The organism is Chryseobacterium sp. ERMR1:04, from assembly GCF_001297705.1.
Taxonomy (GTDB): Bacteria; Bacteroidota; Bacteroidia; order Flavobacteriales; family Weeksellaceae; genus Chryseobacterium.
The window spans coordinates 1,190,447-1,213,565 of sequence record NZ_LIRF01000003.1 but is presented as its reverse complement, the minus strand read 5'-3'; the positions used below and the strand labels follow the sequence as shown (position 1 = coordinate 1,213,565).

The window sequence follows — 23,119 nt, the reverse complement described above, 5'->3', positions numbered from 1 at the left end:
TTAGGCGTGCCAAATATCTTTATATCTGGCAGGATGATTTTCAAACTGCTGTCTTACAAAATCACATTCAGGGTCTACCAACAGATCCTTTTCTTCAGCGTAATGTACCAAGTTATCCAACAGTAATTTGGCATATCCATGACCTTCGTGCTCTTCATTAAGCTTAGTATAATAAACAATTAAGAGTCTTCCGTCAATTTTTATGGACATATAGCCTGCTTTTTTATCATCAATTAAAAGTTGCAGCTCATCTTGATAAGGAGATATTTCAAATTTTATATTTTCCATAATGATTAAGATTTGGGGTGAATAAATGATTGATTTGAATAGTATTTCAAAATAATCTACTTTAAAATTACAAATTTAAAATGAAACTAAAATACAAAAAGCGCAAGCATTCGTGTAATTTGTGAAAAATTTATTAGTGATATTAGTGTTTAAATTAAAATATTAAAAACCAGCATCCATCCGCGATTTGGGAAATGTTTAACAAAGATTGGGAAGATGTTGTATTGATTTGGCATTTTAATTGAGAATAGTATTATAACTAAAATAAAACGAAATGAAAAAGATATTATTAGCAGCATTTTTTGTAGGAACATTTACTTTAAGTTATGCTCAGTCAGATTATTATAATGATTATAGAAAAAGTGTAACTGATATCAATTGGCAGAGTGTAGTTGCAGATTTGGTATTGTCTAAAACACAGGCAAATCAGTTATATTCACTTAATGATAGATACCACGATTACAATTCTTGGAATAAGGCCTATGTGAACAATCCAAACAGATGGAAAGATGATAGATATGCTGAAATAGAAAGGATTCTGGGAAGAGATAAATATCAAAAATTCAAAACTAAATATTACAAAGGTCAAAATCCTACCGCTGTATATAATCGTAATAAAAATAACGACAAGAGATATAAACATATGGATAAAAAATCTCAAGATTATAGACAAGACGATAGACCTGACAACGGAAGAGGTCACAAGCATTAACCTATTATCAACTATATATTCAATTTTTTTAAATTTGACTGGTCGCAAGATCGGTCATTTTTTATTGAATTAATTGTAACTCTATTTTGTTTGAATTTTATAACTTTGATTCATGGAAACACCAGAAACGATAAGCGAGTTTTACGAACGTAATGTAAATAATATCACATTTAAGGATATTACAACTCCGGGAATAGGACATTTTAATGTCTTTAGCCGAGACGATTGTTCATTGATAACACCTTACAGCAGGCGCGATTATTATAAAATCTCACTAATCATCGGAAAAGGAAAACTTCATTATGCAGATAAGTGGATTCATGTGGACAGACCTGCATTATTGTTTTCAAATCCTGTAGTTCCTTACTCTTGGGAAGCTGATGATGAGGATCAAACAGGTTGGTTCTGTCTTTTCTCGGATCAGTTTTTACAAAATGGCAACCGTTTGGGTAACCTTCAGGATTCTCAGCTTTTTAAAATTGGTGGAACGCCCATTTTCTTTGTTGATGAAGAACAACAGAAGTCGGTTTCTGATATATTTCAGAAAATGATGGTTGAAATCCAGTCTGATTATATCCATAAATACGATATGCTGCGTGCTTATCTTCATCTTTTGGTTCATGAAACCATGAAAATAAATCCTGCTGAAAATTTTGAACATTATCAAAATGCGTCTCAAAGAGTTGCTTCTTTATTTATAGAATTGCTTGAGAGACAGTTTCCAATTGACAGTCCAGAAGCGTATCTCAAGTTGAAAGCGCCTACCGATTATGCGGAAAGTCTTTCCATTCATGTTAATTCATTGAATCGTTCTGTAAAAGAGATTACGGGTAAAACAACAAGTCAACAGATCGCTTCAAGAATCATTCAGGAAGCCAATGCTTTATTACAGCACACAGATTGGAATATCTCTGAGATCGCGTATGGATTAGGCTTTGAAGAACCAGCTTATTTTACCAATTATTTTAAAAAACAAACCGGACTTACTCCAAATACCCTAAGAAACAGTCTTGTTTGATTTTTATAATTCTTAGTTTGAATTCTATATCAAATAGTAAAAGTTCTTGTTCTAATTTTGTTCTTATAATTTAAAATCACAATCAATTATGAAATTCAGAAAATTAGGAAACACAGGAGAGCAGTTATCTGCAATAGGATTGGGTTGTATGGGAATGAGTTTTGCGTATGGCCCCGCAGACGAGCAGGAAAGTATCAACACTTTACATAAAGCGTTGGATCTTGGAGTTAATTTTTGGGATACGGCGGATATGTACGCAAACGGTGAAAATGAAAAACTGATCTCAAAAGTATTGGTTCCAAATCGTAATAAGATCTTCATTGCTACAAAGTTCGGATTCAGGTTTAAAGATGGAAAAGCAAGCCACAGCGGAGCTCCCGGAACGTATTTCGATGGTTCTCCGGAATGGATCAAAAAAGCGGTTGATTTAAGTCTTCAAAGATTAAAGATTGACGAAATAGATCTTTATTATGCGCACAGAGTTGACCCAAATATTCCTGTTGAAGAAACAGTTGGAGCCATGGCAGATCTTGTGAAAGCAGGTAAAGTAAAATATCTCGGTTTATCGGAAGCTTCTCCGGAATCGATTAGAAAAGCTCATAAAATTCATCCGATTACGGCTTTGCAGTCAGAATATTCTATTTTGACAAGAGATGTGGAGAAAGAGATTTTATCTACCATCAGAGAACTTGGAATTACGTTGGTTCCTTACTCCCCTTTGGCAAGAGGTCTTTTTGCTAATATTAATGAAGTGCAAAACTTCGGGGATGATGATTTCAGAAAATCGCTTCCTCGTTACCAAAGTGAAAGTTTAGAAAATAATAAAAATTTAGCCAAAGAATTCAATGATCTTGCTGAATCTAAAGGAGTAAAAGGGACTCAATTGGCATTGGCTTGGGTTCTGAATCAAGGTGAAGATATTATTCCGATTCCGGGAACAAAACGAATCAAATATTTAGAGGAAAATATTGCTGCTACCAATATTGAGCTTTCTCAATCTGATCTTGAAACGATTGATGCTATCCTGAAAAAATATCCAAATATTGGAGAAAGATACAGTGAAGGTTCTATGAAATTGGTGAATAATTAAAAAAACACCATATAAACCATGAACAGAAGAGATCTTTTAAAAACCGGATTATTGGCAGGAACATTGAGTGTACTTCCGTTTTCCAATGCGTTGGCAACGATGACAGAAATACCATTAAAGCTGGAAGATGATCTTTCAGGATGTAAAAAAATAAAATTAGGAGAACTTGATCTATTCATTTTAACGGATGGATTTATTCATGAGAAAAATTTAGAATCTTTTGCACCGAGAGGAAATGTTTCAGAATTAAAAGCAATTCTTAAAGATAACTTCCGATCTGATGAATATGTAGATATGGCCATGAATGTATTGTTGGTAAAAACAAAAAATAAGTTGATTTTACTGGATACAGGAATGGGAATTTTCGCTGATGAAAGAACAGGGTTTTTATTGAAAAGCCTTCAAAAAGCGGGTTTTTCACCCAAAGATATTACAGATGTTTTCCTTTCTCATGCGCATCCTGATCATATTGGTGGGGTAGTAGATAAAGAGAATAAACTGATATTTCCGAACGCCAATATTTTCATTTCAAAGGTGGAACACGACTTTTGGATGCAAGCGACGATTAAAGATTTCAATAACAGTATATTGAAAACAGTACCCAATGTTCTTAATCAGATTATTCCGGGGATTCAGGGGGTATTGAAAACCATTCAACCCAAATTGAAGTTCTATGATCTCAACACCAATTTATATGAGCATTTTAGCTTTCAATTGGCTCCTGGGCATACACCAGGCTTAACGGTTATGACGATTTCTTCAGGGAATGAAAAGCTACTTTATATTGCAGATTTAATTCATTCTGATGTCATTCTTTTTCCGCATCCGGATTGGGGATATTTCGGAGATACCGATCTTGATATTGCAATCGCATCGCGTAAAAAGCTGCTTCAGCAATTGGCAGAAACCGAAACCAGAGCTTTTGCCTATCATTTGCCTTGGCCGGGATTAGGTTTTACCAAAAAGAGAGGCAATACTTTTGAATGGTTTCCGGAAGCATTTATGAATTAAATTTTCTACACATAATTTTTAAACAATAAATCCTCTCATTGCTGGGAGGATTTATTTTAACATAAGAAAAGTTGATACTGTTACGTATCGTAGTGCAATAGTAAAGACGGGTACTATTTATTTTTACTTTAAATTTTTTCAATTTTCTTTTAAGTTGTTGATTTTCCATAATCAATTTAATCACAGATAAAATCTTTGTGCCTTAAAATACAGTGTAAAAGTGAAGAATTTGTGTCTTTGTGTTTAAAACCATTAAAATTATTTATTGGAATAAAACTTTAGTAGAACCTAATATTTCCCCAGATTTTGTATTCTGAATTAATCCAATCACTTCCCAGTCATTAGGATTAAAATTTTCAGGTAATGGAAAACTGGTTGCTCCTTCTGAAGTGTTTTTTAATGAAATTTGATTTTGTTGATGAACAATCTGCCAATGCTGTAAATGACGGCCTTCATTTTCACCTTTCATTACATTGGAGGAAGATTTCTTCTCAACCAAAGTGATCAGTAATGTATGTTGAGAGTTGGTTTCTGCAGTTTTATAATTGACGGTAATTTCTTTTGAAAGAACCTTTACTCCCAAATCTATTTTGATGTTATTTGAACTGAAAAGGGCATTTTGAATTGCACTTTCCACTGCATTTTGATCTGAACCAACAAATTCTTTTTTGCCATTAATAACCAATTGAGGAGTATAAACCTGAGACCGTAACGTACGGCTGTATTGCTGTTGACGCTCAGAGTTTTCTGCACTGCTGAATTTATCTTTCCAGCCCAGATGATTCCAGTAATCAACATGATAAGATAAAATGTAAACGGGTTTGTCTTTGTACTCTTTTTCGATTTCGCCCATCAAAGCATCTGCAGGCGGACAGCTTGAGCAGCCTTCTGAAGTAAATAATTCCAGAACAGCAAAACCATTGTTTTTGGATGATAAACTGTTAGGGGATTCTTCAGTTTTATTCTTATAAACAAAAGCGGAGACGATGAACATCAATGCTACAAAAGCGGCTGTTCCTATTAAGTTTTTTAGTATCATTTTCTTTTAATTTGATTCAAAAGTAGATACCTTTTAAAGATGAAAGAATACAAAAAAGGTTCAACCGGACAAAGTGAAAGATGAACCTTGAAAATAGGGTACTGAAGTTTTCGAGCTTATTAACGATCTTCCAGCCAAGTGAAAAAACTATGCGATTTTTCTTTATTAATTAAGAGCTGTTCAGGAGTTTCAACGGTTAGTTTAACGAGAATCTTGCGTTGAAAATAATGCTCCATTTCCTTAATAGCAGTAAAATTTATAATGTATTGTCGGTTAACCCTGAAAAATTGTTTTTGAGAAACCTGTTCTGCAACTTGTCCCAAGGTTTGGGTCAGTTGGAATTGCTGTTTATCAAAAGTCATAAGGTGCGTAATTTCATTATGAATATAGAAATAAGCAATATTTTCTGTAGGAATCGTTGTGTATTTTTGATTTTTAAAAACTAAAAAACTGCTTTTTCCAGTCGATTGTGGCTGATTGATTTTTTGTAGAAGCGCTTCCAATTCCGGTAATTCATTTTTTTGAAAAAACATCTTTAATTCGTCTACTTTTTTTAAGGCTTCAGCAATATCGTCTCGCGAAAACGGTTTTAAAACATAATCTACGCCTTTACTTTTAAAAGCATCCAACATATATTGATCAAAAGCAGTACAAAATATTATCGGACAGGTAATTTCCACCTGCTTGAAAATTTCAAACGAAAGTCCGTCTGAAAGTTGAATGTCCATAAAGATCAAATCAGCTTTAATTCCTTTGGATAAAGCTTCAACACTGGTTTCAATGCTGTCGTAAACATCAATGATTTTGGCATCCGGTTTTAATTCTAATAATAAGTTTTGAAGTGACTTAGCTGCTCGAAACTCATCTTCAATAATGATTATATTCATGGATAAAAGGTAGTTTTATTTGAAAAATTTTCTGGTCATCAAGAATGTCGATTTCTTTTTCTAACAGATGTTTGTAACGCATATTGACATTATTTAAGCCAACTCCCAAAGAATCTTCAGGAATCATTTTACGCTGAATCGGGTTCTCAAGAATGATCTTCTCTTCAGTAGTATAAATCTTAATATGTAAAGGTTTACTTTGTGAAACGATATTATGTTTGATACAGTTTTCAACCAATAACTGTAAGGTAAAAGGCGGAATTAATGTTTTCAACACTTCGTTATTTAATTCATTGGTGAATGTAATTCCTTCACCAAAACGTGCTTTTTGAAGAAAAAGATACGAATCTAAAATGTTCATTTCTTCCTGAACTGTAATAAGATCTAATTTTCTGCTTTCTAAAGTAAATCGATAAAAATCAGAAAGTTTCATAATGAAATCAACAGACTCGGAATCATGGGTTTCAACCATCGATTTCAAGGTGTTTAAACTGTTAAAAAGAAAATGCGGATTAACCTGTTGTTTTAATAATTCATACTGAGCGCCTAAATTGTCACTTTTTACTTTCTCTAATTCGAGTTGAACCTGTTGCCCCGCGTAATTATTTTGAAGCAAGGTCAAAAACATATAGCAAACAAGGTTAATTAAAATCCCACGAACCTCGATCATTAACATTGTCGGGCCAAAATTAATATGAGATAATATCAATTGTTGAATCCAGGCTAAACCAAACATCACAACCATCCCGAAAGCCAAGACAATCATCAATCTTGAATAAGAAATATTCTGTCTTCTTTTCCCTGAATTCCGATTCAGCATATAAATGTTGAGGTACCACATGATTACTGAAAATGCCGATGTTATCGCTGAATTAACGATAGCTTCTTTCAGGTTAAAATCATGGGATGCCAATTGTGGAATAGAAGATAATATTCCTAAAAATAAAGAACTTACCCAAATGACAGCCTGTGATATTTTTATTTTTTGTTGTTGCATGAAAAGGATTTCATTTTAAAGAGGTTAAATTAATATTTTTTACTGAGAGTTTTGTGAATTGTCAATAGTGAATTTGCTTCGCTTGTGAATCGTTGGAGTCTTATAGATTGACTATTCACAAGCGAAGCAAAATTCACCATTCATTAAAAAATTATTAAGGTCTTATGACAGGTTTATAACTCATGATATATTGTATTCTTTCTTTTTGATTGGATTGAATATTTTCAGTTTTTGAAGTGTTCTGTATTTGATAAGAAATTTTTCCGTTTTTATCGGTCTGAACAGTTTCTATACTTAATAATTCACCTGTAATAGTTCCTCCAATATATTGTGGATTTTCGTGGTATTTCCAAGTGACTAATTTTATAACAGAACCAATTTTTGGTTGATTATTTTCACTTGATAAGGAGGCTAAAGCTTCTGAATTTCCATACAAAGCAGATGAAGTTTCTTTCTTTATATTTAATGATGTCGAAATAAATTTTAAATTTCCCGGATCAAAAACAATACGTTTTAAATCTTTATCGGGTTCATCAATTTTACATGCAGTGAACAAAGCGCAGATTGATAAGGTGATGAAGAGTACTTTTTTCATTATTTCTGAAGGTTTTTGATTAATCTTTCTGTATTTACTTTCATTGGAACATCGAAAAGATATCCCGTTTTTTCAGCGAGTTGACGGTGGCAGGCAATGCAGGATTCTTTGGCGAATGATGCTGTTTTTCCTGTGGGATGCAAGTCGTTTCCCGAAAATTTCGCAAATCCCCAGCCTTCCGTATCGGTGTATTTTTCAGTATCTTTAACCATAAATTGAGCATTCACAAATTCTCCAGCTCTCACTTCTCCATTATCTAATTTTTCTTGTTTCCAAACAGATTTTACAATAATACTTCCATTAGGCCATGGATGAAAATTTTCTGTTTCAATGGCTTTTAAAGCAATGTCATTTCCATAAATTACACGAATTGATTGGTCAAAAAGAGTACTCATGCTAATGACTTTCCATTTTTTATAGTCGTCTGTATATTGTACGCCATTTGGAGAAGTTGGAAACTTTAATGGCGTATTATTTTTTGAAATTTCAATATTTTGATTACTCTCTTTTTCTTCTTTTTTTAGAGGAGCTATACTTGATAGCGAAAGGGTATATTTTCTAATTGTTTCAATATCTTGCGTCGTAATTTTTGCCGAAGGATGGAGTAGGGTATATTCATGGAGTGGCATTTTTCCGCTTTGCATCATATTTAAAATAGCGTACATTTTGCCCTGATGTTCACCTGCAGAATAATTCCATTCTGAAAAGTTGAGAACTTCTCTCGCTCTTTTTACATCTTTATTGACAGCCCACGAAATTGGGGCAATTTTATCATACCAACTTAAATTTGGTTGATTTGAATGGCAATTAAAACAGGAGTTTTCTAAGATGGCAAGAACTTCACGCGGTGCTTTGATTTTTTTTGTAACAGGATTTCCTTTTAGTGGCTGATTGAAAAACTGTAAAGCAGTACATATTCCTACAATCAGCAAAAATGCTAAGGCTATAGGTTTTACTCTTCGTTTTTTGTTTACTGAGTCCATATTATGTTATTTTTTATGGCTCAAAAGTAGATGCTTACAGGAATTTTTGAAATGTAAAACCAAGTGAAATAGACAAATCAAAAGGTGAAAATGGAATTTTGGGAGTTAAAAAGTTTAGAAGCTGGATGATGGAAGAGGGAAGTCTATGGCGTCCTAATATTAACTTCCGGCACCCAGCTTGAATTCTTTAATTTTCTTTAAACGTTTTCTGTCATTCAGAACGAAACGAGTGGAGTGAAGAATCTATTTAATACTTTGCTTAGATTCTTCCTTCGTCAGAATGACAAACGGCATGCTTGCTTATTGTGTTGTTTGTGAAAAATATTCGTGATTATTTGTGTTTAAAAAAAATTAAACCAACAAAAAAGCTCCTTAAAAAAGGAGCTTTTCATTTATAGTATATTCAGAAATTATATTCCGTCAATAATTTCATTTAAAACTGTACTTGGTCTCATTGCTTCGTACGTTTTGTAGGTATCCGTTTTGAAGTAACCATCAATATTTTGAGGCTTACCTTGAGCACCAATTAATTCAGAATTAATTACTTCTTCGTTTTCCTGCATTGCTTCTGCAACCGGAGCAAATTGTGCCGCTAATTCAGCGTCAGCAGTTTGATTTCCTAACGCTTCAGCCCAATACATTGCTAAATAGAAGTGAGAACCTCTGTTGTCGATTTGTCCAACTTTTCTTGCAGGAGATTTGTCGGTAGCTAAGAATTTAGCATTTGCCTCGTCTAATGCATCCGCTAAAACCTGAGATTTTGTATTCCCTTGTGTTTGTGCTAAATGCTCTAAAGAAGCCTGTAAAGCCAAGAATTCACCTAGAGAATCCCATCTTAAATACCCTTCTTCCAAGAATTGTTCAACGTGTTTTGGAGCAGAACCTCCTGCACCTGTTTCGAACAAACCACCACCATTCATTAATGGAACGATAGAAAGCATTTTTGCAGAAGTTCCAAGTTCAAGGATTGGGAAAAGATCCGTTAAATAATCTCTCAATACGTTTCCTGAAACAGAAATTGTATCTTTTCCTTCTCTTGCTCTTTGTAATGTTTCTGTCATTGCATCTTTAACATCAAGAATTTTAATGTCAAGTCCGTTTGTATCATGATCAGCTAAATATTTTTCAACTTTTTTGATCATTTCTCTGTCGTGAGCTCTTCCTTTATCTAACCAGAAAATTGCTGGAGTTTCAGAAAGTCTTGCTCTGTTTACTGCTAATTTTACCCAATCCTGGATGGGAGCATCTTTAGTCTGACACATTCTGAAGATATCACTTTTTTCTACTTTCTGAGAAAGAAGAACATTTCCAGCTTCATCCTGAACTTCAATTGTTCCGTCTGCAGTTGCCTGGAAAGTTTTGTCATGAGATCCGTATTCTTCAGCTTTTTGAGCCATTAAACCAACGTTAGGAACAGAACCCATTGTTGTAGGATCTAATTTTCCGTGTGCTTTCATGTCGTCAATTACAGACTGGTAGAAACCTGCGTAAGAACGGTCCGGAATAATACAAACGGTATCTTCTTCTTTACCTTCCTTGTTCCACATTTTTCCTCCGCCTCTTACCAAAGCAGCCATAGATGCATCAACGATGATATCAGAAGGAACGTGGAAATTCGTAATTCCTTTGTCAGAATTTACCATTGCCACTCTTGGTCCGTTTGCTAAAGCAGCTTCAATATCAGCTTTAATGTCAGCTTCCTGAGTATTTCCTTTGATCTTGTCGAAAAGGTCAGCAAGACCGTTGTTTGGGTTAACATCTAAAGACTTGAACGTTTCAGCATATTTAGCAAAAACATCTTTAAAGAAAGTTTCTACAATAGCTCCAAATACGATTGGATCAGAAATCTTCATCATCGTAGCTTTCAAGTGAGCTGAAAGAAGTACGTTTTTGCTTTTAGCTTCTTCAATTGCTTTCTCTACGAAAGATTTCAAAGAATTTAAATTCATTACAGAAGAATCGATCACTTCTCCGGCCTGAAGACCTGCGAAATCTTTTAATAAAGTTTCAGCACCATCATTTCCTTTGAAAACGATTTTATATTTTGTAGCATTTTCAAGAGTAGTAGACGTTTCAGTTCCGTAGAAATCTCCGTTGTCCATGTGAGCAACATCAGTTTTACTATCAGAAGCCCAATCTCCCATTCTGTGAGGGTTTGCTTTTGCGTAGTTTTTAACAGCTTTAGGAGCACGTCTGTCAGAGTTTCCTTCTCTTAACACAGGGTTTACAGCACTTCCTAATACTTTAGCATATTTAGCTTTAATTGCTTTTTCTTCGTCATTTTTAGGCTCTGCAGGATAATTTGGAACTGCGAAACCTTTAGACTGTAATTCAGCGATAGCTGCATCCAATTGAGGTGCTGAAGCTGAAATATTGGGTAATTTGATAATGTTTGCATCCGGTTGAGTAGCCAATTGACCTAATTCTGCCAATGCATCACCAATCTTCTGATCATCTGTCAAAAATTCTGGGAAGTTTGCTAAGATTCTTCCTGCCAAAGAAATATCCGGAACTGCGATCTCAATATTAGCTGATTTTGTGAAAGCTTTTACAATCGGTAAAAACGAGTGTGTAGCCAACATTGGAGCCTCATCCGTAAGGGTGTAATAGATTTTTGATTTGTCTGACATTATACTGTTATTTATTATTTGATTTTTAAAGTCCCACAAATTTAGTTAAAAATTAATTTTTTTAGATTAATACTAAATAAGATTTTTCACTTTAAGATTAATTTAACCTTTGTTTCATTGAAAAAGTTTTCATTTTGATTAAATTTGAAAAACTTAAAAAATAAATTATGTCAAATATTACCTTAAAAGGAAATGCAGTAAGCACAATAGGAACTTTACCTTCAGTAGGAGCTACAATCAAGGATTTTGCTTTGGTAGATTCTGGTTTAAATGTAAAAACATTGGAAAGTTTTGCAGGAAAGAAAAAAGTATTCAATGTTTTCCCAAGTATTGATACACCAACTTGTGCATCTTCTGCAAGAAAATTCAACGAAGAAGCTTCAAGCTTAGAAAATACAGTGGTAATCAATGTTTCTAAAGATTTACCTTTCGCATTAGGAAGATTCTGTGCAGCTGAAGGATTGGATAACGTAGAAACACTTTCAGATTTCAGAAGTAGTTTTGGTGATGATAATCAATTAACAATTGCAGATTCTGTTTTGAAAGGACTTCTTAGCCGTGCAGTAATCGTAACTGATGCTGATAATAAAGTGGTTTATACAGAGCAGGTTTCTGAAATTGCCGATGAGCCCAATTATGAAGCAGCTCTTTCTGCGTTAAAATAATAAAGAAATAAAACTCTTAGAAAAAGCCTTGCAAAGTTATTTGTAAGGCTTTTTTGTGAAAAAAAATGATCTAGTATTTATTTTATATGAAATTATCACTCTGTTATTGAATAAACCTTGGAGAACTGATATTGATTTTTAATACGTGTCAGTGGTTAAATGCAATGATGAAAATAATAAATTTAGAAGGATGTTTTTAAGAGGCTGTTTAAATTTCTAAATTTGATTTTTTGTATACCATTCAAATCTTTATCTAAATTACATTCTTTAAGGATTTTTCTGATTAAAAAGATAATGTACTGATGACCTGTTTTTCTAACGCAAAGCTTTAGCTTTATCATACCTATTTTCAGGGAGCAAAGGATAGAATCTACGAAGTTGATTCGTCGAAGCATATGGATAAGCATACAGCTTCATCAGCGACGAAGTCGCATCACTTTGCCCACTTAAAATAAAGCAAAATTATTCATCAACTTTGCGTTAATCTTTTTCATTGAAAAATAATTTCAAACATGACCTATTGAGTCTTGGCAACAAAAAAACAACTGATAACCAAATACATGAAAATTCCTGAATAAAATTTAAACAGGCTCTAAAACTTTCATTATCTTTATTTTACTAAAGTTATTCAATGAATCAATACAGGAAATGGGTATTGAGTATGTTTGAAAAGCTCAATATTAACTGAATCAAATCTTCACCAAAATAATTAAGAAATGGAAATAAAAATCAATTCATTAGCTGATTTGATGGCTGCATTGGATCAAAAGACTCCTCAGAACCTAGAAGTGCAAACTTCAATTCTTTGCCCATATTCAATCGTTTTACCCATTGGTTTTACCATAAAAGGAACTCATAAAGAAAGCTGTATGATTAGCTTTAACAATGGAGATGGTATTGGATTGACTGCTGATAATGAAATTAGTAATCTTACAATTCAGACGAATTCTAATAACCGTGCTGTTTACACCCTTAGCAATCATTCGGATTTAGGTGTTTTAACGTTGAAAGATTTAACCGTTTCCGGTCAAGTTCAAATAATAACGAGAGCGGGAACAAATAAAACGACACTAATTGCCGAAAATATTGATATCGTTGCTTGTGATGCCCGAAAATATTCTGAACAGCCGCAAAAATATGGGGTTAATGTATATCAAGGTGCATTTACGGTTTACAATTTTAATAGTAATCCAGACAGTATTATCAAAGCAACTCTTACCAATATCACGTTAGGAAGAAAAGGAGCTCCGGTTATAGGAACAGGATTATTTATCTGTGGTTTTGGTGACAATGGAGGATGGGTAATTGCGGATAAAATAACAACAGGTGATATTTATTCAAATGGGATGCTGCCTTTTGGACAGCCAGACATGATTACAGCGGGTGTTTTTATTGTAAACGGTGTTAAGGTAGAAAGCTTAGTTCATCATGGTTCAGTAACTACTTACGGGGTAAATGATATGGTGTTAGATACCTGGGGATATGTGAAAAAGTGGGTGGCGGAAAAACCAATCACGTCTTATGGGCCAAGTGGTATTGGCTTTGTGAATTTTGGTACGGTAGATGAATTTGAAGCGAAAGATAAAATTGAAACATTTGGTTCAGGGGCCAGAGGTTTTAATCAGTATGATGGCACCGTTAAAAAAGCAGTTTTTCATTCTATTGTTACGCATGGAAACGGTTCGATAGGAATGCAGTTTAGTAAAAGTGTAGGCAGTATAGAAGTGAAAAATGGCGTGGAAACAAGCGGCTCAGTAGGAGAGTCTCTTGTAAAAGGAGTGATTATGACGCTTCCGGCAGATGCAATAAGTGTGAAACCAGGTGGAGATATACAGATTTTAAAAATTGCCGGAGGGATTACCACTCATGGAGACAACGTCCAGAGCTACCATGTGGAAGGAGGAATTGTGCGTGAACTGGAAGTAGAAGGAGATATTACAGCTAATGGAAATAATTCAATTGCGGTAGCCGTTACTAATAATGGGGAAACACCATTGAAAAATATTACGGCCCTGTCAAAAAAAGGAATTGCTGTTCAGATCATCAATGGGAAAGTAACAGACCGTACAGGGCTTATTGCTAAGGAAATTAATGAAGAGACTGAATAAATTACGTTGTATAATGATGATTAATCAATGAAAATTAAGAGTTTATCGATTGTATGTAAAAGATTCATTTGAAAATGGAGCTAATATTTTTCGCCTCAATAAATTTTAAAAATTAGTATGAAAGCACAACAAGTTATCCCGATTCTCAGAATTTTCGATTACCAAAAAACAATAGAGTTTTATATTGACTGGCTTGGTTTTGAAATCGTTTGGGAACATCATTTCGAAGAGAATACTCCCGTTTATATGGAAGTGAAAAAAGATCATATTATTCTTCATTTAAGCGAACATCACGGCGATGGAACTCCTGGAAGCAGAGTTTTTATCTGGGCTGAAGGGATAACAGATTATCATAAAAAATTGATTGATAAAAAATACAAATACAACCGTCCCGGATTGGAGAAAACCTTTTACGATGCCATTTCTTTCACTGTTGATGATCCTTTCGGGAATAAGATTATTTTCAATGAAAAAATTTAATAAAGAGAAAATTTAAACCTGTATTTAATCCATTCATTTGATTTAAACACAAACACAAATAAGCGCAAACAAATAAAGCGTAAACATCTGCGTAATCTGCAAAATCAGCGAGAGATAAAAAAAAATAACAAACATCCGTGCAAATCCGTGGGAGCAAAAAACTCAAAATCATTTCATTTCAACCAAAGGAGAAATCTAGTTTAAATATTGATTCAACTCATCAAAATATGATCATAATAAAACTAACTTTACCGCTTCAATGAAACGTTCAGGAACAGCAGATTTACCCCTTCACTATGGCAAAGTACCGCCATGGCTGTATGAGCGTATGTCGATGCTTGGGCTTTCAATCATCGAGGTGATTTTAATGGATTACGGAAAAGATGAAGTAATCCGTAGACTATCTGATCCCTTTTGGTTTCAAAGTTTTGGTGCAGTGATGGGAATGGACTGGCATTCTTCAGGAATTACCACTTCTGTGATGGGCGCTTTAAAACGCTCAATCAATCCCAATTCACAATCGCTCGGAATTTATATTTGTGGAGGAAAAGGTAAATTTTCCAGAGAAACATCATCAGAACTCCTTCAAATAGCAGATAAAACAGGTTTGAATGGAGCAGAATTGGTAAGAGCCAGTAGATTATCTGCAAAAGTTGATAACACGGCGATTCAGGATGGGTATCAATTGTATTTACATAATTTTATTGTATCCGATAATGGAAACTGGAGCGTTGTTCAGCAGGGAATGCATGAATCTGACGGAACAGCAAGACGTTATCATTGGCATTCAGAAAATATAAAATCATTTATTGAAGAGCCTCACACAGGAATCAATGGAATTTCGAGAGGAACAATTTTAAACTTAACGGACTCAGAAGCATCAGAAAATAGAAAAGGAATTTTAGATATTTCGCATACCGATTCTGCGGAAATCATGAGTGATTTTTCAAGGTTAATTCTTCCTAATCATCACGATGTTCAGGCTTCTGATGTTGATTTAAAACGCCTTGGTGCGCTTTTATATGTAACGCGCGAGCAGCAACCTCAGAATTTCGAAGATCTTCTCCTGTTGGAAGGTGTTGGGCCACGCACCATGCAGTCTTTGGCTTTGGTGAGCGAGGTTATTCACGGGGCACCTTCAAGATTCAAAGATCCGGCAAGATTTTCTTTTGCGCATGGTGGAAAAGACGGTCATCCGTTTCCTGTTCCTACGAATGTGTATGATGAAAGTATCCAGATTCTTAAAACAGGAATTGAGAAATCTAAGCTCGGAAATTCTGATAAATTAAAAACCCTTAATAAACTTCATCAAATCGTTGAAGCCACGGAAAAAGATTTTATCCCAAATTTTGATATTCAGCAAGTAATCGAAGAAGAAAGACAGAACTCCTGGAAATTCGGAGGAAAGACCGTTTTCGGGGATGCCGAAAAGCCAACGAAGCCTAAAGCTATTCAACTTTCTTTGTTTTAAAAATTACAAACTAACGCCTTTTTTTTCATTCAGAACAAAACAAAGCGGAGTGAAGAATCTATTTCTATGTTTAGAGATTCTTTTTTTGTCAGAGGGACAGAGTGAAAATATATTTAATAATTCCTTCATCAATTCCAATAAAAATTCTAATTTTAAAAAGCTTAAAAAACATTGACTTGATGACAAATAAAGCGTTAGAAATCTGTTATGATTTTCCATTTTTCTTGCATGAAGAGCTGGAAGAGATTTTTCAGGCTCATGAAAAAGTAGCTTTTCAGAAAGGAGATGTTATTCTTGAAGAAGGAAAAACGGCTAACGAATATTATATTTTGGAGAAAGGTTTGGCTCGTTCATTTGTCAATGATTTTAATGGAAACGATGTCACAACACATTTCTTCGCCGAAAACGAAATCGTTATTGAAGTTTCTTCACTTTTTCAACGCATTCCAACACAGGAAAATATTGTTTGTATAACAGATTGTGAATGCTGGAAATTCGATTTTGATACGTTTCAGGAATTATTCCATAAAATTCCTAACCTCAGAGAATGGGGTAGAGCGTGGATGTCTCAGCAACTTTTCACCTACAAACAGCGTTCAGTAGAGATGTTTACCCTTTCTGCAACAAAACGTTATCTTAATCTTTTAGAGCAAAAACCTCAGGTAGTACAATTTGCACCGTTGAAACAAATTGCTTCCTATTTGGGAGTTACCGATACTTCTTTAAGTAGAATTCGTAAGGAAATTGTTTCTCATCCAAAGAAAATGTAATTCTTGTCTTATGGCAAGTAGATTTTCGCAATGATTTTATAATTTTGGTTAAAAGTTTAACATTAAAAAATACAAAATGAAAATCAATCAAATTTATGTCAATCTTCCGGTTAAAGATATTCAAAAAACGAAAGAATTCTGGACGAATATCGGGTTCTCAATCAACGAGCAGATTTCAGATGAACGAGCAGTTTGTATTGTGATGAGTGATAATATTTTCGTAATGTTTATAACGGAAGAATATTTTCAGACTTTTTCTGAGAGACCAGTTCCAAAAGGAGATACCACTCAGGTTTTGGTGGCTATTGGTTTAAACAGCCGTGAAGAAGTTGATCAGGTCGTAAATGCAGCTGTTGAAAACGGAGCGTATCAACATGAAGAACCACAGGATTATGGATGGATGTATCAAAATTCTTTTTGGGACATCAACGGACATGGCTGGAATGTAACGTTTGCAGATCTTTCTCAACTTCCCACAACATAAAATAAACAAGCCTCTCGCAAATTTAGTAGATTAGGAAGATTTTAATTCGTGTTTTCTATGCGCAATCATCTGCGTAATCTGTAAAATCTGCGAGAGAAAAAACGGTACCTAAACCAAAATGTTTTCACAAATAAGCACAATCATTTGTGTAATCAGTGAGAGAAAACTCAATACAAATCTTTCCACAAAGAACATAAAATTCTGCTGGAGATAGAACACCCCAAATCCAAAAACTATGAAAAACGATGTTGAAATTGTAAAATATCTGGTAGTCAGTAATTACAAAGTGATTTCGATGAATATTAATGATATTTCGCATGAAGAATCTATGATTTTCCCTAATGGTGAAGCTAATTGTATGAATTGGGTGCTAGGCCATTTAATTTATATAAGAAATGCCTTTCTGAATGTGTTGGGTGAAGAGTCGGTTTGGGATAATGAAAAATTTTCATGCTATAACAGAAGAGAAATTCCTTTAAACAGAAAAGAGGAGTTTGTGAGTTTTGATGAGTTAAAATCTTATCTGAAAGAATCTCAGAATAGGTTTGAGACAAAACTAAATAGTCTTGAGAGCATTGATCCTGCAATAATTAATGATGTTTCAGGATTGTCTTTTCACGAGATTTACCATAGTGGCCAATTCGGTTATCTCAGAAGAATTCTCGGAAAACCTGGAGCAATAAAATAAAGAAACAAGAATGAGTTACACTCAAATCCTATAAATATTTTCAGAATAAAACCACACTCATCTGCATAATCTGTAAAATCCGCGAGAGAAAAAAACGCTCCCTAAACCAAAATATTTTCAGAATAAAACCACACTCATCTGCGTAATCTGTAAAATCTGCGAGAGAAAAAATGCTCCCTAAATCATAAATATTATCAGAATAAAACATAAACATCTGCGTAATCTGTAAAATCCGCGAGAGAAAAAACATTACCAAACTGTAAATATTTTCAGAATAAAACCACAATCATCCGTGAAAATCTGTGAAATCCGTGGGAACAAAATAAAAAATCAAACAAAATGAATACTCCAAAATCACAAAAATTAGACATCATCATTCCTGCATTTCGTGGTCACAGCCAAAGTTTCCTAATGGTTCTTGATGGAATTTCTGAGGAAGACGCTCTAAAAAGAATTGAAGGAAGAACAAACCATGTTATTTGGATGGTCGGTAACTTTCTCGATATGCGCTATGCATTAGGATTTGTGCTCGGACTTCAGGAAGAATTTGAATTTAAAGACCTGTTCTTTCAGGGAAAAGCATTGGATGAAAGCTTAAAGTATCCTTCTTTACAACAATTGAAAGATAGCTTTCATACAATTTCGCCTCTTGTGTATCAAAAATTATTAGAAGCAAGTGATGAAGAATTAGACAAAGCATTTCCGATGGGAATGAATATCGATTTCTTCCCAGAAACGGTACTGAATTTTGTTGGAATGTGTATAGGTCGTGAAGATTATCTGAGCGGACAAATTGGATTGATGCGCCGAATTCTGGGATACGAAGGAATGAAATATGGTTTTGATAAAGATTTAAAATATTAAGCAATGAATCCAGTTGAAAAAGGTCATAAACGGGTTAACGGAATTCAGATGTATTATGAAATCTACGGTTCCGGAAAACCTTTGGTATTGATTCATGGCGGAGGTTCTTCGATTTTATTTGATTATAAAAAAGTTATCTCAAGGTTAGAAACCCAGTTTCAATTAATTGGAATCGATCTGCAAAATCATGGAATGACAGAACATCGAGATATTCCTGAAACTTTTGAACAGGATGCTGATGATGTTGCTGCTCTTTTAAAAGAATTAAATATTCAGAAAGCTGCATTTTTTGGATTTAGTAATGGCGGAAATACCGTGATGCAAATTGCTCATCGTCATCCTGAAACAGTTGGAAAGTTGATTATCGCTTCAGCGTTTTACAAAAGAAATGGAATGATGGACGGCTTTTTCGAATCTATGATGGATGCAACATTAGAATCAATGCCGGAGTCTTTGAAAATTAATTTTTTAAACTTAAATCCAGACTTTTCAGCACTTGAAAATATGTTTGATAAAGACAGCAAAAGAATGCAGACTTTCAAAGATTGGAGTGAAGATATGTTGAAATCAATTAAATCGCCAACCTTATTTATTTCCGGAGATAAAGACGTAATGAAACCCGAACATATTGTTGAAATGTGGCGTTTGGTGGAAGGTGCACAATTAATGATTCTACCTGCCAATCACGGTTCTTATATGATGGCCGATTTTGAAGGTAATATTGATGAAAAATTAATTGATTTAACAATAAATGAAGTGAAGAAGTTTTTGAAAGTTTAAGACTTATATAACTTTTTAAGAATAGTAAGTTGAGATTCTTCCTTCATCAGAATGACAAACTAGATGGCTGGGAAATTATACTTTCAATCTTCGCTGAGTGAAACGCCTTTGCGAACGAAAAATATTCACAATAATTAAAAAAAACTTTGCGCTCTTTGTGTTAAAATAAAACACTAACAACACAAATGTTCTACACAAATTTCACAAATAATATTAGTGTTATTCGTGAAAAATATTAGTGATAATTTGTGTTTAAATAAAAACAAAAAACAACTTATAAAAAATAAAATATCATGGCTAAATTAAACCCGTACTTAAATTTCGATGGGAAAGCAGAGGAAGCTTTCACTTTTTACAAATCTGTTTTCGGAGGAGAATTCCTGGGTGAAATTCACAAAATGGGTAATGCTCCTGGAACTGAAAATTTATCAGACGAAGAAAAAAACAGAGTAATGCACATTGCGCTTCCAATTGGAGGTGATTTGCTGATGGCATCAGACATTGTTCCAAGTTTCGGACAGCGTTTAACGGTTGGAAATAATAACTATGTTTCAATTTTCCCTGAATCTAAAGAAGAAGCGGACCGATTGTTTAAAGGACTTTCAGAAGGAGGAAATATAGAAATGCCAATAGAAGATCAATTTTGGGGAGATTATTATGGGAGTTTTCAGGATAAATATAATGTTCATTGGATGGTGAACTATAATGAAGAATACACAAAATAATTCTTATATTTAACTCATTATAAAAAAGGGGGACTGGTTTTTAGTTGCCCTTTCAATGAACTTTAAAAAAAAGAATGATGAGTCCAATAACAATAGACATTACGATTTTAGCTCCTGTGGAAAAGGTTTGGGATTACTTCAACGAACCAAAACACATTACCAAATGGAATTTTGCCCACGAAAGCTGGCAATGCCCAAGTGCTGAAAATGATTTGAAAGTAGGCGGGAAACTCAAAGCGAGAATGGAAGCAAAAGATGGAAGTTTCGGATTTGATTTTGAAGGGATTTATGATGAGATAATTCCCAACGAGAGAATAAAATACCATTTGGAAGACGGTAGAAATGTGGAGATTATTTTCGATAAAATAGATGGAAATACAACGAAAGTAACAGAAATATTTGATCCCGAAAAACAAAACTCTACGGAAATGCAAAGAGAAGGCTGGTATGCTATTCTAAATAATTTTCACAAATACGTTGAAAATAACTAAAAACCTTTATCGTACTCATGATCAATCTAGTAATAATGGCGAAATGTTTAAGCTCCTTTTGCGTTGTTAATCATGTTGTAAAAGGTGAATTTCTGCAAGGCGTTATTGCGATGCCCGCAAGAAGAACATTAGAAAGAGAAAAAATAGATTCTTTGGAAAAATTATCAAATTATTCTGAAGAAGAAGTCATGCAGTTTCATGGTTTTGGAAAGAATACCATGATGAAGCTAAAGAATTATATGAAAGAACAACAGGTTTCTTTTAAAAACTGAATATTCTAAACACGAATAACACTAATTTTTTTTCACAAATAACACAACATACTGAATGATGAAAATTTGTGTAAATGATTTGTGTTATTCGTGTTTCCTTAAAATAATCCTAATTTAAAACGATATGAATAACGATATTTTCCCATGTCTTTGGTACGATGGAGACGCTAAACAGTCCGCAGAGTTTTATTGTAAAGTATTTGATGGTAAAATTACAGCAGATACTCCTGTTGTGATGAATATTGATCTTTTTGGTCAAAAAATAATGCTTTTAAATGGTGGTCCACAATTTAAAAAGAACGCTTCAGTTTCGTTTATGGTGATCTGTGAAACGGAAGATGAGGTTCAGAAATACTGGGATCAATTGATAGAAGGCGGAATAGCGTTGATGCCTTTAGATTCTTACTCTTGGAGCAAAAAATACGGTTGGCTTAAAGATAAATATGATGTTACTTGGCAGATATTTTTAGGGGAGAAACAAACTGAACAGAAGATTATTCCGACCTTCATGTTTATCCATGGAAACAATGGAAAAGCATTGGAAGCAATGGAATTATACACCCACACTTTTCCCAACTCTACAATAGGAAATATTGTAAGATATGGAGAAGGCAGTGAAGGCCATCCGAATCCTGAACCTGCAAAAAATATTCAACATGCCAATTTTGAAATTAACGGATACAGTTTGTTCTGTATGGACAATTCTTATGACCATCCATTTGATTTCAACGAAGGAATTTCAATGGTTGTAATGACTGATGATCAGGAGCAGACCGATCATCTTTGGAATGCGCTTACTTCTGATGGAGGACGTGAAAGTATGTGTGGTTGGTTGAAAGATAAATATGGTTTTAGCTGGCAAATTGTTCCTAAAAAATTAATTCAGTTAATGAGTGATCCTGATCAGGAGAAAGCTCAGAAAGTCGTTCAGGCGATGATGAGAATGCAGAAAATTATCATACAGGATTTAGAAAATGCTTATGATTCTTAAAGCTGTTTCGGCTTATTGTTTGATTGTATGTAAAGTAGGCAGCTAAACTTTACACTAAAAGAAGAAAAATGGAAAAATTATCATTTGAAATTCAAATCAATGCAGATCCCGAAAAAGTATGGAATGTACTTTGGGGCGAAATAACCTACAGACAATGGACTACAGCTTTCACAGAAGGCTCATTTTATGAGGGAACTTTAGAAGAAGGAAGTATTGTGAAGTTTTTTGATCCGCACAATAACGGAATGTACAGCCGTGTTGAAAAGAATGTTGCGCATAAAGAAATGAAATTCTTACACCTTGGAGAAATTTATGATGGCGTAGAAAGCCCGCAAGATTGGGGTGAAGCAACGGAGGCTTATATTTTGGAAGAAAATGAAGATGGAACAGTTTTAAAAGGAGAGATTCAAACTCCGGCTGAGTTCAAAGATTTTTTTGAAGATAAATTTCCAAAAGCGTTGGGGATTGTAAAGAATCTTTCGGAGAATCAGCTTTAATTTTAAACATAAATTTCATTAAAAATTTTCACAAATATTAAACGCATTAATTTGTGTAATTAGTGCTAAAAATTCGTGTAATTAGTGTTTAAATAAATCAAATTACAAAAATCAAAAATATGGAAACCTTATCATACGAAACAGTAATCAATGCCCCTAAGCAAAAAGTTTGGGATGTTCTTTGGAGTCCGAAAACTTACGGTCAGTGGACGCAATTTTTCAATCCTAATTCTCAATCTCAAATTAAGTCCGATTGGAAAGTAGGAGGAAAAACCTATTTTTTGGATATGAACAATGAAGGAATGGTTTCAACAATTGACAGTTTAGAGGAGCCTAATCAAATTGTTTTCAAACATTTGGGAATGGTAGATAAGGATGGAGTAGAAGACACAGAAAGCATGGAAGTTAAACAATGGAGTGGCTGCTTCGAAAAATATATTCTCATTGATTTTGATGGGAAAACAAAACTTCATGCAGAAGTTCAGGTTGAAAAAGAATGGCAAGATCACATAAACAACGGTTTTATTAAAGGCTTAGAAATTGTGAAAAATCTAGCCGAGAAGTAATTTATATTTCTCTTAAG

At 34.0% G+C, this 23,119-nt stretch carries 26 protein-coding genes; 19 read left to right on the top strand and 7 right to left on the bottom strand.

Translation table 11 applies throughout. From position 1 onward, the window contains the following. Positions 1 to 288 (bottom strand): GNAT family N-acetyltransferase, encoded by a 288-nt coding sequence (locus tag AMQ68_RS05615; RefSeq protein WP_054509598.1) that lies wholly within the window; start codon positions 286 to 288, stop codon positions 1 to 3. Positions 289 to 562: 274 nt separating this feature from the next. Between AMQ68_RS05615 and AMQ68_RS05610 the strand changes: the two genes are divergently transcribed. The 4 genes from AMQ68_RS05610 to AMQ68_RS05595 all read left to right on the top strand — a co-directional run bounded on the left by AMQ68_RS05610 (position 563) and on the right by AMQ68_RS05595 (position 4,119). Further along, positions 563 to 1,000: a hypothetical protein gene (locus AMQ68_RS05610; RefSeq protein ID WP_054509597.1), complete on the top strand. Its 438-nt coding sequence runs from the start codon at positions 563 to 565 to the stop codon at positions 998 to 1,000. A 112-nt stretch (positions 1,001 to 1,112) separates the two neighbouring features. Beyond that, the gene (locus tag AMQ68_RS05605; RefSeq protein WP_054509596.1) at positions 1,113 to 2,018 is read left to right on the top strand and encodes an AraC family transcriptional regulator; all 906 of its coding nucleotides are present in this window, start codon (positions 1,113 to 1,115) and stop codon (positions 2,016 to 2,018) included. 88 nt (positions 2,019 to 2,106) lie between these two features. Then, complete coding sequence (locus AMQ68_RS05600) at positions 2,107 to 3,108, top strand: aldo/keto reductase (protein WP_054509595.1); 1,002 nt, start codon at positions 2,107 to 2,109, stop codon at positions 3,106 to 3,108. An 18-nt stretch (positions 3,109 to 3,126) separates the two neighbouring features. Beyond that, positions 3,127 to 4,119: an MBL fold metallo-hydrolase gene (locus AMQ68_RS05595; protein ID WP_054509594.1), complete on the top strand. Its 993-nt coding sequence runs from the start codon at positions 3,127 to 3,129 to the stop codon at positions 4,117 to 4,119. A gap of 262 nt (positions 4,120 to 4,381) precedes the next feature. Here AMQ68_RS05595 and AMQ68_RS05590 read toward each other — a convergent pair whose 3' ends face one another. The 6 genes from AMQ68_RS05590 to AMQ68_RS05565 form a co-directional block, all read right to left on the bottom strand. Next, complete coding sequence (locus AMQ68_RS05590; protein WP_054509593.1) at positions 4,382 to 5,158, bottom strand: thioredoxin family protein; 777 nt, start codon at positions 5,156 to 5,158, stop codon at positions 4,382 to 4,384. Between the two features lie 119 nt (positions 5,159 to 5,277). Then, positions 5,278 to 6,045, bottom strand: a complete 768-nt coding sequence (locus AMQ68_RS05585; RefSeq protein WP_054509592.1) for a LytTR family DNA-binding domain-containing protein — start codon at positions 6,043 to 6,045, stop codon at positions 5,278 to 5,280. Beyond that, the gene (locus tag AMQ68_RS05580; RefSeq protein WP_054509591.1) at positions 6,026 to 7,042 is read right to left on the bottom strand and encodes a sensor histidine kinase; all 1,017 of its coding nucleotides are present in this window, start codon (positions 7,040 to 7,042) and stop codon (positions 6,026 to 6,028) included. The genes AMQ68_RS05585 and AMQ68_RS05580 overlap by 20 nt, the downstream gene beginning before the upstream one ends. A gap of 154 nt (positions 7,043 to 7,196) precedes the next feature. Continuing rightward, positions 7,197 to 7,637, bottom strand: a complete 441-nt coding sequence (locus tag AMQ68_RS05575) for a hypothetical protein (protein WP_054509590.1) — start codon at positions 7,635 to 7,637, stop codon at positions 7,197 to 7,199. After that, positions 7,637 to 8,620, bottom strand: coding sequence for a heme-binding domain-containing protein (locus AMQ68_RS05570; protein WP_054509589.1), 984 nt, complete (start codon positions 8,618 to 8,620; stop codon positions 7,637 to 7,639). Before AMQ68_RS05570 ends, AMQ68_RS05575 begins: the two co-directional genes overlap by 1 nt. A gap of 410 nt (positions 8,621 to 9,030) precedes the next feature. Further along, a complete protein-coding gene (locus AMQ68_RS05565) occupies positions 9,031 to 11,250 on the bottom strand; it encodes an NADP-dependent isocitrate dehydrogenase (protein WP_054509588.1) in 2,220 nt (739 codons plus the stop codon). Between the two features lie 167 nt (positions 11,251 to 11,417). On the opposite strand from AMQ68_RS05565, the gene tpx reads away from it, so the two are divergent. The 15 genes from tpx (at position 11,418) to AMQ68_RS05490 (ending at position 23,102) form a co-directional block, all read left to right on the top strand. Then, the gene (gene tpx, locus AMQ68_RS05560) at positions 11,418 to 11,915 is read left to right on the top strand and encodes a thiol peroxidase (protein WP_054509587.1); all 498 of its coding nucleotides are present in this window, start codon (positions 11,418 to 11,420) and stop codon (positions 11,913 to 11,915) included. Between the two features lie 716 nt (positions 11,916 to 12,631). After that, positions 12,632 to 14,023: a hypothetical protein gene (locus tag AMQ68_RS05555; RefSeq protein WP_071254668.1), complete on the top strand. Its 1,392-nt coding sequence runs from the start codon at positions 12,632 to 12,634 to the stop codon at positions 14,021 to 14,023. A gap of 117 nt (positions 14,024 to 14,140) precedes the next feature. Continuing rightward, complete coding sequence (locus tag AMQ68_RS05550; RefSeq protein WP_054509586.1) at positions 14,141 to 14,503, top strand: glyoxalase superfamily protein; 363 nt, start codon at positions 14,141 to 14,143, stop codon at positions 14,501 to 14,503. Positions 14,504 to 14,762: 259 nt separating this feature from the next. Next, entirely contained in the window at positions 14,763 to 15,974 is a 1,212-nt protein-coding gene (locus tag AMQ68_RS05545) for a DUF763 domain-containing protein (protein WP_054509585.1), read from the top strand. Between the two features lie 179 nt (positions 15,975 to 16,153). Further along, entirely contained in the window at positions 16,154 to 16,744 is a 591-nt protein-coding gene (locus AMQ68_RS05540; protein ID WP_054510033.1) for a Crp/Fnr family transcriptional regulator, read from the top strand. Between the two features lie 76 nt (positions 16,745 to 16,820). After that, entirely contained in the window at positions 16,821 to 17,228 is a 408-nt protein-coding gene (locus AMQ68_RS05535; RefSeq protein WP_054509584.1) for a VOC family protein, read from the top strand. Between the two features lie 235 nt (positions 17,229 to 17,463). Beyond that, positions 17,464 to 17,916: a hypothetical protein gene (locus tag AMQ68_RS05530; RefSeq protein WP_054509583.1), complete on the top strand. Its 453-nt coding sequence runs from the start codon at positions 17,464 to 17,466 to the stop codon at positions 17,914 to 17,916. 339 nt (positions 17,917 to 18,255) lie between these two features. Further along, positions 18,256 to 18,780, top strand: coding sequence for a hypothetical protein (locus AMQ68_RS05525; protein WP_054509582.1), 525 nt, complete (start codon positions 18,256 to 18,258; stop codon positions 18,778 to 18,780). A 3-nt stretch (positions 18,781 to 18,783) separates the two neighbouring features. Beyond that, positions 18,784 to 19,560, top strand: a complete 777-nt coding sequence (locus AMQ68_RS05520; protein ID WP_054509581.1) for an alpha/beta fold hydrolase — start codon at positions 18,784 to 18,786, stop codon at positions 19,558 to 19,560. Positions 19,561 to 19,853: 293 nt separating this feature from the next. Then, the gene (locus AMQ68_RS05515) at positions 19,854 to 20,285 is read left to right on the top strand and encodes a VOC family protein (protein ID WP_054509580.1); all 432 of its coding nucleotides are present in this window, start codon (positions 19,854 to 19,856) and stop codon (positions 20,283 to 20,285) included. 77 nt (positions 20,286 to 20,362) lie between these two features. After that, positions 20,363 to 20,776: an SRPBCC family protein gene (locus AMQ68_RS05510; RefSeq protein ID WP_054510032.1), complete on the top strand. Its 414-nt coding sequence runs from the start codon at positions 20,363 to 20,365 to the stop codon at positions 20,774 to 20,776. 17 nt (positions 20,777 to 20,793) lie between these two features. Next, on the top strand, positions 20,794 to 21,048 hold the full coding sequence (locus AMQ68_RS05505; protein WP_054509579.1) for a hypothetical protein: 255 nt from the start codon (positions 20,794 to 20,796) through the stop codon (positions 21,046 to 21,048). A 124-nt stretch (positions 21,049 to 21,172) separates the two neighbouring features. Next, positions 21,173 to 22,039, top strand: a complete 867-nt coding sequence (locus AMQ68_RS05500) for a VOC family protein (protein ID WP_054509578.1) — start codon at positions 21,173 to 21,175, stop codon at positions 22,037 to 22,039. Positions 22,040 to 22,107: 68 nt separating this feature from the next. Then, on the top strand, positions 22,108 to 22,536 hold the full coding sequence (locus tag AMQ68_RS05495) for an ATPase (RefSeq protein WP_054509577.1): 429 nt from the start codon (positions 22,108 to 22,110) through the stop codon (positions 22,534 to 22,536). A 119-nt stretch (positions 22,537 to 22,655) separates the two neighbouring features. Further along, the gene (locus AMQ68_RS05490; protein WP_054509576.1) at positions 22,656 to 23,102 is read left to right on the top strand and encodes an SRPBCC domain-containing protein; all 447 of its coding nucleotides are present in this window, start codon (positions 22,656 to 22,658) and stop codon (positions 23,100 to 23,102) included. Positions 23,103 to 23,119: the final 17 nt, after the last annotated feature.